9 protein-coding genes are annotated in these 13,265 nt (G+C 45.5%); 2 read left to right on the forward strand and 7 right to left on the reverse strand.

From position 1 onward, the window contains the following. Positions 1-6: 6 nt before the first annotated feature. The 6 genes from HGH91_RS22500 to HGH91_RS22525 form a co-directional block, all read right to left on the reverse strand. Complete coding sequence (locus HGH91_RS22500; protein WP_168741053.1) at positions 7-1,059, reverse strand: fasciclin domain-containing protein; 1,053 nt, start codon at positions 1,057-1,059, stop codon at positions 7-9. Between the two features lie 50 nt (positions 1,060-1,109). Continuing rightward, positions 1,110-2,294, reverse strand: a complete 1,185-nt coding sequence (locus HGH91_RS22505; RefSeq protein ID WP_168741054.1) for a DUF4397 domain-containing protein — start codon at positions 2,292-2,294, stop codon at positions 1,110-1,112. 7 nt (positions 2,295-2,301) lie between these two features. Beyond that, positions 2,302-4,023 (reverse strand): DUF4397 domain-containing protein, encoded by a 1,722-nt coding sequence (locus HGH91_RS22510; RefSeq protein WP_168741055.1) that lies wholly within the window; start codon positions 4,021-4,023, stop codon positions 2,302-2,304. A 10-nt stretch (positions 4,024-4,033) separates the two neighbouring features. Continuing rightward, positions 4,034-7,480, reverse strand: a complete 3,447-nt coding sequence (locus HGH91_RS22515) for a TonB-dependent receptor domain-containing protein (RefSeq protein ID WP_168741056.1) — start codon at positions 7,478-7,480, stop codon at positions 4,034-4,036. A gap of 79 nt (positions 7,481-7,559) precedes the next feature. Continuing rightward, positions 7,560-8,450: a FecR family protein gene (locus tag HGH91_RS22520; RefSeq protein WP_168741057.1), complete on the reverse strand. Its 891-nt coding sequence runs from the start codon at positions 8,448-8,450 to the stop codon at positions 7,560-7,562. A 95-nt stretch (positions 8,451-8,545) separates the two neighbouring features. Then, positions 8,546-9,112, reverse strand: a complete 567-nt coding sequence (locus HGH91_RS22525) for an RNA polymerase sigma factor (RefSeq protein ID WP_168741058.1) — start codon at positions 9,110-9,112, stop codon at positions 8,546-8,548. Positions 9,113-9,262: 150 nt separating this feature from the next. Here HGH91_RS22525 and HGH91_RS22530 point away from each other — a divergent pair, with 150 nt between their 5' ends. Next, positions 9,263-9,490, forward strand: a complete 228-nt coding sequence (locus tag HGH91_RS22530) for a hypothetical protein (RefSeq protein WP_168741059.1) — start codon at positions 9,263-9,265, stop codon at positions 9,488-9,490. 518 nt (positions 9,491-10,008) lie between these two features. Here HGH91_RS22530 and HGH91_RS22535 read toward each other — a convergent pair. Continuing rightward, the gene (locus tag HGH91_RS22535) at positions 10,009-10,269 is read right to left on the reverse strand and encodes a hypothetical protein (protein WP_168741060.1); all 261 of its coding nucleotides are present in this window, start codon (positions 10,267-10,269) and stop codon (positions 10,009-10,011) included. Positions 10,270-10,635: 366 nt separating this feature from the next. On the opposite strand from HGH91_RS22535, the gene HGH91_RS22540 reads away from it, so the two are divergent. Next, the gene (locus HGH91_RS22540) at positions 10,636-13,242 is read left to right on the forward strand and encodes an alpha/beta hydrolase family protein (RefSeq protein ID WP_168741061.1); all 2,607 of its coding nucleotides are present in this window, start codon (positions 10,636-10,638) and stop codon (positions 13,240-13,242) included. Positions 13,243-13,265 lie beyond the last annotated feature (23 nt).

Consider the following 13,265-nt stretch of genomic DNA (forward strand, 5'->3'; position numbering starts at 1 on the left):
TCCTATTTATTGCTTCATTAAATCCGGGTTGAAAATCAGGTCGTCTATTACGTGCACAATACCATTGGCACACAAGTGATCTGCGTTACCACGGCCCCCCCAGTAGTTGAGCCGGAAAGCGCCCTGGGGATTGGCTATCCAGTCGATACCCTGGCGGCGATTAATAAACACCCCTGCTGTTTCTATATTCCCATTCCAGTTATAATCATAGCTGGGAGAAACGCTGTACGGCTCCAGTATGATGCTTCCGGCGCCAAATACATTGGTATGCGAGAGTACATAACCATCGGTAGAAAAGACGTGCATAGGACGCATAGACAATGGATATACGCCAAAACAGAGCGGGTTATATGCTGCAGGATTCATGGCAGCAATGGTTTCCGCCGTAATCCCATATTTACTGAAAGCGCTGTTGACCGGGGCGAATATGGTGAGCGGATTTTTGGTTTTAAATCCATCCCATAAATTAAACCGCTTCATTGCCGCTACAAACAGGGTGAGACTGGTATCCCGGGCGATATAATCCTGCACGGTAAAAGCGTTATATTCCAGTGGTCTGCTGATAATATGTATTACTCCATTTGCCAGGGCGATGTTGCGTTTGGATTCCAGCTGGACAAAGGCGCCGTTGACAAAGAAATTGCGCGCTTCGGCAGCGAAATTACCTTTATCGGCGGTGATATACAGGTTTTCTCCTGCCAGGGTAACATACTTCGTGTCCATCTGCAAGGGAAAACTGCTGATAAAATAACGGTTGCGGATAATGTGGTAACGCATCATGGCACGAAGGCTGTCCGTGTTCATGTTTTCAATATCCGCTACCGTAGCAATTCCTTTTCCGTTGAAGGCCGCGTTATCCGGGGCAAACAGGGTAAAGGGGCCACCCGCTTTCAGGGTATCCAGCAAACCTGTTTTCTTTAAGGCTGCATGGAGCAGGCTCAGGTCATAGTTATTTTCTATGAACACGCCCATAGACCTTGGCACCTTGGTAGTATCGAGTGGCGGCAGGAGATTATCCTTGCGACAGCCTGCTACCAGGGTAAGCAGCAGTACTGTCATCGTAATTCGTTTTATGATGGCTATATTCAACATATCGATGTAATAAAAAGTTAGTAAACCGGTGGTGCGTATTTGCGCTGTACCGTTGTTACATAAAACCGGCGATTGATGTATTCAATCGTATTCACCGTAGCAAAAGACCTGGGATTATTGGTACCGGAGTGTATACTCACGATCAGGCCTGTACGTAAATCGGCCCGTACCAGGAATGGATAGTAGCTGCTTCTATTCGGATTGTCGCCGAAATCGCCCAATAACAGGCTGGAGTAGGCGCCTACTGCCAGGAAGTCGGGAAAGACCATATTTTCAGGGGAAAAGCCGGTGGCATAGAAACTGAATTGCTGCATCATATTACCGGTGAAGATTTTATTACTGCTGCTATCTGCAAATAAGGGGAAGCTAAAATAGGGCGCTACTTTAGATTCGAGCGACCGGTAAATCTGTCCCATAGGAATTCCTTTATATCCCGGCATTGGCACCACGGCATTGAAAGCTCCACGCCTGGCCAGTGTATAATACACGTTCATGGTGTCTCTCAGCTTCGTACTGGTGAGTACCTCGTTGGTAACCGTATTCGCAGACAGCTCAAAGAAACCTTTTGCGCTGAGGTTATAGCAATTCACATATACCTGGTCATCCGCAAATGGCTGTTTGGGGAATGTTTCATTGCGCAGGTACATCATAGCCTGCTTCGAGGCGTATTCTGCTACCAGGGCATGCATGGTGTATACTTCACCTGCGGTAAGATCGATCGTAGTATCGATCAGCGTTACTCCACGATCTTGTTTATCGAGCTCGAAATACGGCGTATTATTCAGCGGTCGGGTACGGAATATCACCCGGTGTTTGCCCGAAGGCACCTGTGCCCAGCTGGAAAGATCATAACCGTTGAGTACCGGTGCTGCCAGTACCCGTTTGGTGCCGGGAAACTCCTTTTGCCAGATAACGTTACTGGCGGCATCGGGGTAAGGCATGGCCCAGTCGTCGCGGTGATCGAGGAAGTCGCCGGTAACAGCGGCACTTACCGGTATACCGTTTTCATCGGTAGCCGGATCTATCATGAAGGTCAGGAAAGGCTGCGGCGCATCCTTATTATCGAGCGAAGCGGTATAGTCCAGGCAGTTGAATACCCGTAAGTAAGCAGGCGATTGGATGCTGGCGTATTCTGTTTTGCGGCAACTTCCCAACAGTCCTAACAGGGGAAGCAGCAAAAATATATAGTATCTCTTATTCATGGTCGGCTCATTTGTTATGTTTCACAATGATCATCCTCGCTTTTTCCGGCGCATTGGCGGCAGTGCTGCCCACCAGTGCTACGGTGTATACGCCTGGTTCGCTGCGGGGCAGGGAAGGCGTTTTATATAGCTCCGGCCGGGCTATAAAGGCGCGGCTATTCAACACCGGGATACTACGTATCCAGTCGCCGGGGGTAACACCGGGACGGGAGGCATAAGCCAGCATGGAATTGGAAAAGTTCAGGTTGAGAATAACGTAGGGATTGTCGGCCACCGGCTTGCCCAGAAGCAGGTGCTGAGAAGCGGCATCGGTGGCCTGGTAGCTGGCACCGCGGAAAGGAAGGCCGTTATCAGCCGTAAAGGTCATTTCATCCAGGTCGGGGCAGAAATTCATGCAACGTATCCAGAACGGGAATCCATCTTTCCAGATACTGTAAGCCCCATTGTCGGTAGCATTGCCATTGTAAAAGCGGCCGCTGAGGTTATTTGCCACCAGTGAGATAGCCGGGCTACCGTCTTTACGGGGATAGAGCCAGGCGGTGAGGTTATCGGCCGGCTGTAATGCTACCTGTGTTTCTGCAAGCACCTGTTTATTTTCATCCATGGCTTTCAGTATATGCATGCCCGTTACATAGGCGCTATAATCGGTCTGGCCGCTGAATGGCAGCGTATTTCCCATAGGTTGCCCATCCATTGTCCAGCTGATTTTTTTACCGGGAAGTACATTTACACCCTGCATACGGGCATAGGTATTATTGAGTGGTTCGGTAATATCTGCGATGATGCGGAAGGTATTGACTTCCACGGCCATTGTTTCACCATTAGGGTTGCCGGTAGGTACTTTTGCATCCCAGTTCATGGCGACAACAATAGTGTAAACGCCGCCTGGTTGGAACGTTTTTATAGGCGCGTAAGAGAGCCAGGTATCTTTGTAGTTACCTAATCCAATATCTCCAAACTGGTCCATGAGGGTGCCGGTGCTGGGGTTGAGGGTGTTGAGCGAACCGTTGCCGGGCACTTCTTTTCCATCTGCCGCCAGTACTTTCAGCTGGTAGGTGCCATAGGGCAGGGAAATATAGTCAGAGTATGTGCCGGGCGCCACATTCGACAGGCCTGTAATCAGCGTACCATCTGCGAATGCCACCGACATGGCGCCGCTGCGGTATACACCTGGCACTGTGTTGGGACCGGCAATGCTGCTGAGATTCAGGAACCGTACCTTACAGGCAGCCGGATCCGCGGCCGGGGAAATGCCCCTGGGTATGGCGAAGAGCGAGTCTTCATAACCGGCAGCATTGGGCCGGTAGCGTACGAAGTAGTAATCCTTCGGATTGTTGTCATCATCTTTGGCCCAGAAAGGACGTGTGGGCGGCATGTTTACCTTAGCGGATAAAGAACTGAACAGGATGCTATCTGCCCATCCATTTTTATCCACAAATGCGCGGGGCACGGTGTAGGTAGTGCCCATGCGTCCATTTTCAGGGAACCAGCGGGTACCTTTGGTTTGATCAGGACCATAATACCCATCACGATCCGGTGCGGTAAAACTCGTGAGTGCCTGGCCATTGATCGTTAATTCTGTGGCGCCGCAGAGGTTCACCAGGCGTATTGTTGATGGTGTTATTGGTTGCTGGTTGATCCGGTTGTCGTAGGTATAATCCAGCTTCTTGGTACAGCCACTGAACAACCAGGCAGCTGCCACGAGTATATAAGTAATGTTCGTTTTCATCATTCCATTTTTACAGGTTGAAAGTCAATCCCAGCATAAACTCTGTTCCGCGGTAGAAACTTCTCCGTATATATTTCTTTCCATAAAAATTTCCGCCGGTACCCGGATTCGCATATACCTCCTGCACTGGCTGGTCCAGGATATTTTTAGCAAATCCTTTTAATTGCAGGCGTTTCAGCAGCTGCTGGGAAAACACGATATCCAGCACAGGATTGGGCCTGGAATACAGATCCGGCGTACCATCGAGGTTTACCTGGATCAGGCGTTCTCCTACCATGTTGAAAGTAGATGTGATATCGGTGCCTGTTTTACGATTGTTGTAGTTTAAAAAGATGTTCATGGAGTAAGGCGCCTGTTCAAACAGGGGACTGTTTTCAGGAGCCCGGCGATCGATAGCCCTGGAAGATTCCAATCTCTCTTTAGTTTTCTTAATTTCGCTCTGGGCCAGCAGCAAGTTAGATCCCAAACCAAAATTCTTCAGCGCACCGGAGATAATACCCAGGTTCTTCACCACTTCCAGCTCTATACCATATACCTTTCCTTTGTTAGGATCATTCTGAAATTCGATGGCGGGAAATTCCGGAAAACGCGCATTCAGTCCGGATGAATTTTGTTTAAACACTTTCGTTAACTGGTTATCTATCTCCTTATAAAAAACGGAAGCAGATATTACCTCACCAGGAGCAGGGAACCATTCCCAGCGAAAATCGTAGTTGGTGGTTTTTTGATTTTTTAGCTTCGGGTTACCCACTACGAGGGCAAACTGGAACGGATCGAAATCGAACACATTAGTAAGTTCTCTCAGTTCCGGTCTTGCCAGCGTAGTATTGTAGCCGAGGCGAAAATTCATGTTCTTATTCAGTGTATAGGTCAGGTTAGCAGAGTAGAAAGGTGTATAGTCAGTTTTATAAATAGAGTTAGGTTCGGTGTATACCAGGTTTACCGTATTACCACTGGCGTCTTTGGTAGTAATGGAGGGGTCGAGGAATACGTTTGAAGTATCCACGGCGGCCTGTATGTCTGTCATCTCAAAACGTACCCCGCCGGTAAAACGCAGTTGCTCCGTGAGGTGCAGATCGAGCATACCGTAGAAAGCGCGGGTTTCGTAGTAGCCTTTATAGTTATTGGGCGATTTTTGAATATTGTATAGAAAGCCCCCGGAGCGTGGCGCCCCTTCTTCATTATAGGCGGAAGGAGGACGGATACCAATACGATCGTAACCCACCAGCTGGTCGAGGTTACCGTTTACTTCATAAAGTGGCAAAGGCCCACTGCTGGAATAATTGGACCCTGGCAGGAAGAGCACATTTTCTGCAAATGTTCTCCTACGGTGCAGGTAGTTGACCCCGGTTTTAAATTCCTGGCGTTTGTTAGCCACTTTAAAAGGCAGGGTCAGATCGGCTTTATAGTTGTAGTTATCTTCTTTCAGGTGGCGGAAACGGCGACCATTCGGATCGGCCTGGATAACGCCATAGGGGCCATATCCATTTACATACCCCGACACCAGGGAGTACAGGCTGGGGGAATACAGTATCGGCGGCGTAGTGCTGGGAGCATCTACCGGTCCGGGATAAGTAGAGCCGCCATTGATGCGGTAATCGGCCAGGTTCACGAAACGGTAATCCGGATCTTCCTGGGTAGAGGAAGAAGTAGCCAGGTTATAGCTCAACTTCGGTGAATACTCTTTTTTAGAGAGTTTATGTTCACCCTGTAAGTTGAAAGTATTGAGGGTACGGTAGCTTTGGCGGAGAGAATATACCAGGTTGTATACTTTTCCGGGCAAGCCGGTATATTCGTAGGCGCCGTACAGGTTAGACGCTTTTGTTTCCGCACCACGACTGCCCAGGTACTGCATACTTATTTCGTGCTGAGGGCTAAAGCGGTAAGTTAAACCACCCAAAAATCCATAGTTGAGTGTTTGCGTACCCGTGTTTTCCTTGTAGTTGAGATACTTCCCCAGGTTGATATTATTAGGGGTGATGTAATTCGGAATAACACGGGGACTATACAATGCCGGGTTGCCCGTGAGTACGCCCTGGTATACACTATACTGGGTCAGTTGTCCATCATGGATGTCGTTGGTGCGGCTGTAATAGTTGGCGCCGGCTATGAGTCCTACCTGGTGTTTCTTAAAAACCGTATAGTTGTTGCCGTACGTGATAGAATAGATCTGGTTTAGCGGCGCCTTTTTATATTTAGTAGTGAGTACCGGATCGAAGCTGTGCATGATGCGGTTGATGCGGTTGGCCTCTGCCAGCAATGCAGGATCATTGCGGCTGGCAGCTATTTTGCGCTGGATATCTCCCAAGCCCCCCGGGTACTGCGCAGACAGCTGCTGGAACTCATTGGACAGCGATTTTTCTTTTACTTTCTGCCCGAGAAACCCCATGTCGGCGTTATAAAAACTATTTACCCAATTGCCTGTGCGGCTGTTCGTACCGGATTGGATGGTAATGCTCAGGGTTTGCCGGTCGGGAACTGATTTCGTTTTCAGCTCCACGATACCGGCGGCAGCATCAGCAGGTTTATCAGAGGTAGTGGTTTTGTAGATGGTGATGTTATCCAGCAGGCCGGCAGGCACCAGGTCGAGCGGGATGGTGCTCCTGTCGGGATCGGAAGAAGCGAGCCGGATACCATTCAGCTGCCCGATCACACTGCGGTCGCCGAGGCCGCGGATAGCCACATATTTATCGTCGGTAACGGTTACACCGGATACACGTTGTAAGGCTTGCGTGGTAGTGATGCTGGCTGTTTTTTCGATGTTCTGTGCAGAGATACCATCGGAGATCATGGCGGAGTTCTTCCGGTCGTTGAGCAGCATGGCTTCCGTGTTAGCGCGCCGGCGGGCATCTACCTGTACTGCGCCGAGGGTTTTGCTATCTTGCTTCAGCTGGATGGCAATTACCGGCAGGCTACCGGCTTTCACCATTTTAGTGGCATATCCTACATAGTATACCACCAGTACATCGGTGGTATCTTTTACTTCGATAGAAAAGCGGCCCGATTCATCGGCAGTTACCACGCTCCCAGAGCTTTGCGCCATGATTTCCGCACGGGCTACCGGGCTATTTTTGGCAGCGTCGGTCACCAGCCCGCTGATAGTGCGTTTGCGGGGCGCTGTGGCAGGCGCTTTGATCACAATTTTTCGGATCACCACTTTACGGCCGTCTACCGCTTCATATTCCAGGCCGGTATCTTTCAGCAGGAAGGTAATCACTTCCGCCACGGTTTTGTTGTTCAGGTCGGCCGTAAACTTTTTATCCAGCATTTTGATATCCGCGGGGTTATAGAAGAAGGTGACCCCGCCCTTCGCCTGCAGCAGGCTGAAACACCTGGTGATGCCTTCATTCCTGAAATTGATGCTGATCTTCTGCTGCAATACATTTACCTGCGCCATCACAGGCAGTGTAAAGCACAACAGGAGCCACATACAACTGTGTAAAAATTTTTCCTTCATTCGTTTTAAGATTTAAAAAAGAATAGCCATTACCATTGCGATGCAATGATTTAATCTACTGTTGATCGTAAGTGTTGTGTTACTTTATCAGAATGTTATTGTTCCCGTTTTTATGAATGCTTAAGCGGTATGACAATGCGATTATCTTCAGGATATCATCCAGGCTGTCGGTTTCTTCGAAAGCCCCCGTAAACCGGGTATTTGCCGTGGCAGCAGCACAACTGATCTTCACTCCGTACATTTTTTCTATCTCCCCAAAAACTGCCGACAGCAACGATTCATTAAACATCAGCTTCTTGCTGGTCCATGATATATTGGGTTCCTGCTGTGTATATATTTTAATTTGTTGCTGCGCCTGATCGAATACCAGCTCCTCATTAGCGCCCAATTGCCGGGTCACCGTTTCCGCCGTTACCGCCACTCTCCCGCTCTTTACGCTTACCTTCGACGTAGGAATACCAGCACTGTCGGTTACCACGAAAGAAGTACCCAATACCTTTACCTGTAAGTGCGGTCCTTTAATATTAAACGGTTGCAGCTCCGGTTTCACATCGAAGAATGCTGTTCCATTGATATCTACTTCGCGCTTAGGTCCCCGGAAAAATTTAGGATATTTCATGGTAGTACCGCCATTGAGCACCACCAGCGAGCTATCCGGCAGCATCACTTTCTTTACCTGGTATTTAAACGCCGTCACCGTTTGCATAGGCACAGGATCTATCCAGTCCTGCAGCTCGTAGCGATACCTGCCCGCCGTAACCAACAGCAGTACACTCGCTGCCGCGGCGCCGATCCAGTACATACGGTACGACTTCGGCCGCATCGCCTGCCGCAGCTCATCCAGCACCAGGAGCCGCTGTACTTCCGCATCTTCCGGCGCTTGCTTTTCCCGCCAGGCTTCATCTAGCCATTGCTGTAGCAATGCGGCCTCCTTACGGGAAGCATTTCCCGCAAGGTAATTATCAACCATTTTTCTAAACTGTGAGATATTCATCCGGAACATTCTTCTATAGATATGTTCCCGGCAAAGGGGTGTTTGTCCCGACGATGTGTGTTAAGGAATTATTAACTGAGAATATCCGCCAATAACATCGCCACAGCAATATGATGCCGCAAAGCCTTCAGCGCCAGATGCAGCTGATTACGGACTGTTTTTTCAGAGAGATTTAACCGCTGCGCAATTTCCGGTATCGACAATTGCTGCCGGCGGCTCAACAGGAAGATCGTCCTCGTTTTTTCCGGTAAAGTGGTTAACTGCTCATCTATCTCCCGGAAAATATCCGCCTCCCCCATCTTCTCCCAGATATTATTTAATACCGGCAAAATATATTCCTGTACCCGGTCCAGCTCCTCCGGCCGGTTCATGATCTCCTGCAACTTCTTCAGCGACTGAAAACGTACCGCCTGCATCAGGTAACTCTCCAGCGAGCCCCGTACCTGCATACGCTCCCGCCGCGACCATAAAGAGATATAGACTGTTTGTACCACATCCTTCGCATCATCAGCCGACGCCAGTATCTTCATCGCAAAAGCATACAACGCCGGCCAGTGACGGTTAAAGCAAGTTTCGAAAGCCTTCTGATCGCCGGCACGGATAAGACTAAGCAACGCTGTATCTTCACTGGATTGCATGGGAGTGGTGTTGAACAAATGCACGGCAAAATAGTCGATTTGACGGGGACGGGGTTTTAAGTTAGTGTTATCTTTTTTGTTTTCCCATCTTAAACTGGAATTCCCTCACCGCCGCATTCCGAATGCAGCTCCTTGGCTTAACTTCGGGCTATGAGAAAAGCCTGTGTTTTACTTGCAATAACCGGCCTGGCGGCGATAGCAGCAGCCGCCTTCCGGCCGGTATACTTCTACAAGCCGGCGTATGAGGGAGGTGCTTGTACGGTGAAGACGGTTCTTTATTATAGTGTGGTGCCGGATACGGGGTGTTTGCAGGGGGAAAGGGTGAAGTTGGCGAAGGAGGAGGGGGAGTGTCGGGAGTATGTGGTAGTGGGGCAATAATCCGTAAAAGGTCTTTAATTAGGCTAGTACTACATAAAGCGAATCAAATTTTCTAAAACTACCTCTGCTTGTCACTAAATGCAATTGACAATTACCCAAGCATTTAATATCCCTTATAAATCCATTTATTTATAGGAGCCGCACTTGAGTTTGTGAGCTTGTCAGGGCTTCAGACAGAAACCTTTTACATATTAGTTGTTAAATGACTCGGCGGATATCCCTATTCTATTCAAACTAATCGTTGGAAAAATCAAACTTCCCCCTTTCCATATTTTAATATCAGCTCAAAGTTTAAAAAAACTCATTTACCCCTTTCGAATTTCTTCTCAAAATTTATCAATAACATAAATAAATCAATTAAATATATCCGTCAAATCTATTATTAAAATCACAGAGATAGTTTCCTATGTAAAAACTATCTCCGTGAAAATTTCACCCTAAATAATTTAAAGGTTCATAAAGGGAATTCAAAACATCAATACTTGTAAGGATCCACTGCTAAGCACCACAAATTTTACTCATAGGAAAAAATCAACTTCCAAAACGGTACAAGGACCGTAAGTGGATTGTGTCGATGCGCGTATTGTCAGAGGTCCAAGAGGGGTGGTCGTATAAGGCAACATAGTTGCAACAGTACACACAGTTGTACCTTGCCCACCTATAATAACAACCTTTTCAGTAAAAAAATATGAACCAACCCTCGAAGCCTTGTAAGCTAGAGCACCTCCGGTAATTCCCATAAGAATAATCAAAGTCAATGCAATTTTTGCTCGTTTCATAGTCGTTTCGCTTTTTCATTAAAAAGCTAAATCTTATTTTTTAATGTATATTAATACGACGCACTTATTCCATCCAATTTTTGTCTTTAGCCAATTGTTCGAAGAAGATAGAATTTGTGCATTCTTTTCAACCAATCTGCTATAAGCAGTGCCGGCTGTTAACCATTTACTTAACATCGTACAACCAATACCTAATTCCAAAAAATACATATACCAATTGACAGCTCTCTCCTAGTTGAAGTTACACATACATCCTGCAATGAAACTACATTACTTTTTCGAACAAAAAACAACCGCTAATTAATAGCACCAATAATTCGCAAATTTGCTACTACCCAATTACTATACCTTATAGCGATATTACCAATGAATTACTTCCTCACAACTCTCATCGTCCCCTGGATGCTACAGCCAACACAATATCTACAAAATAGGCACTTACTAGATTCCGGGGGTATTACCAAACCTCCACTGACACCTAAAAACTACAATAGGTGGCCATGGGTTGCTTCTGCCCAAATCAGCAACAATGGGAAATATAATGGATATATATTCAGTTCTGGCAATGAGAATGAGCGAATACTCAAATTATCATCTAAAACAAACCAATGGAGGCTTCAATCATCAATTAGCAGCAGCTACGCATTCTCCTATAACAGTAAAAAAGCCGTATGGATAAACTCACACGATAGCCTATGTCTCTCTACCTTAGGAGAAAAATCAATTATTTACATCTCAAATGTATCGTCATTCAAAATAAACGGAATATATGTATGCGCCACTTCAAAAATCCCAACCAATCGATCCATTCTAATAAATATGCAAACAAGTAAGATATCCACTTTTCTTGCAAAAAACATTTTCCTTCTGCATCATGAACACAAATCTGAAATCTTGCTATATAAAAAAAATGGCACCCAAAATTCTCTGATAATAACCGACGTTAATAAAAAAAAACAGAAAAAAATATGGGAAGGAACTGAAATGAACAATATTACACTAGACAGTAAGGAAGAGCAATTATGTTTTCTATCAGGAGCGGCTCAAAACCAGATATGGTACTTTAAATCGACAATGGATTCTGCTATTCAAATAAAACTGTCCATAGACGATAGTGCTAAGCACTTACGCATTGAAAAATTCAATAGCCATGGAAACTATTTATTTGCTAAGCTAATAGAACAAAAAAAAAATCTAAAGGATTTAAACAAGACATCAGTAAATGTATGGCATTACTCCGACAACGAAATGGAAACACCGAGTTTATCTACAAATAAAATCATAATATCGACAATTGCAATTAGATTATCAGATAAAAAGATTGTACGCATAGATGACAAATCCAGCAGGCTATTTACGCCGATCTTAGAAGATTCAATAATTCTAATTAGAACTCAACACAACCCGACATCGGGAGACGAGGTCCGCTGGAATGAATCCGGTAATTATTCTTGGTATCTCAAATTCCTTAATGAAGAAAACGTACTTAAATTAAATAATATCACCCAAAATACGATAGTCGAAATATCCCCAATGGGTAAATATATCGTCTATTTCAACACAGCAGCACACCAATATTTCGCCTATGAGGTATCATCAGGAATTGAAAGAAACATTACCATCAACATCAATGAAAAATGGGAAAAAAATCCGAATACAGATAGCTACGGCAGATATATTGGCGGTTGGGAAGAAAACGATGAACGTGTACTCATATATGGACAACGGGATATATGGAAGATTGATCCAACTCGCAAGAACGCGCCAATAAATTTAACAAACGGGTATGGCACGAAACATAATATAATCTTCTTCTTATCTCTAGCAGAGTACTCAAATAGACCGCTATTAAGAAATGAATCATTAATTTTATCAGCCTTCAACGTTAATACAAAATATAACGGATTCTTTAAAAAACGACTTCAAAAAAACGGGGACCCGGAGCTATTAACAATGGGGCCGTATCTATATGATATAACTGACAACCCATACATTCCTTCGAATGCTAGTTTCTCGCCCATAAAGGCACTGCATTCAAAAGAATACATTATACGAAGAATGAGCGCAAAAGAAGCACCCAACTACTTTGTCACAACTGATTTCAAATTATTCAAAAGAATAAGCGACCAGCATCCTGAGAAAGAATTTATCTGGTATACAACAGAACTACACAGCTGGATATCATTAGACCGAAAACGACTATGTGGAATCCTTTACAAACCAGAAAATTTCGACTCTTCAAAAAAGTATCCCATCATCATCAATCATTATGAAAAAAAAACAGACTGTTTAAATGCCTATATCACTCCAAAGGCGCTAGAAGGAGGGTGTGGAATTAATATCCCCTATTATGTTAGCAATGGATACCTGATATTCTGTCCAGACATATACTACAATATTGGAGACCCGATGCAGGGTGCTTACGACGCGATAATATCCGCAGTTCACTATGCTGCAGGTTTACAATTCATAGATCAAACAAAAGTGGGAATTCAAGGCTGTAGCTGGGGCGCTATACAAACCAACTACCTTATAGCTCACAGTAATTTATTTGCAGCCGCATGCTCTACCTCTGGCATTGCAAACTGGATAAGTGGATATAATACTCTAAATGGATTTGGAGGTAGTATGCAGGGAATGTTCGAATCCGGACAATTTCGCGTAGGAGGAACTCTCTGGGATAAACCCGATATATACATTAAAAATTCAGCAGTTATAAATGCGAATGAAATTAAAACACCTTTATTACTAATGCATACAAGAAACGATGCTCTCTGTAATATACAAAATATCATGGAGCTCTTTGTTGCGCTTAGAAAATTAGGGAAAAAAACATGGATGCTAATCTACAAAGGAAACCATGGATTAGTGGGAGATGATGAAATAGATTTCAGCAAAAAAATGAAACAGTTCTTTGACTATTATCTACAAAATGGGAGTGCGCCCGAATGGATGTCAAATACTCTGGAATAGTACGCCCCAAACCGCCCAACGCC

This window comes from Chitinophaga eiseniae (genome assembly GCF_012641265.1).
Classification (GTDB): Bacteria; Bacteroidota; Bacteroidia; order Chitinophagales; family Chitinophagaceae; genus Chitinophaga; species Chitinophaga eiseniae_A.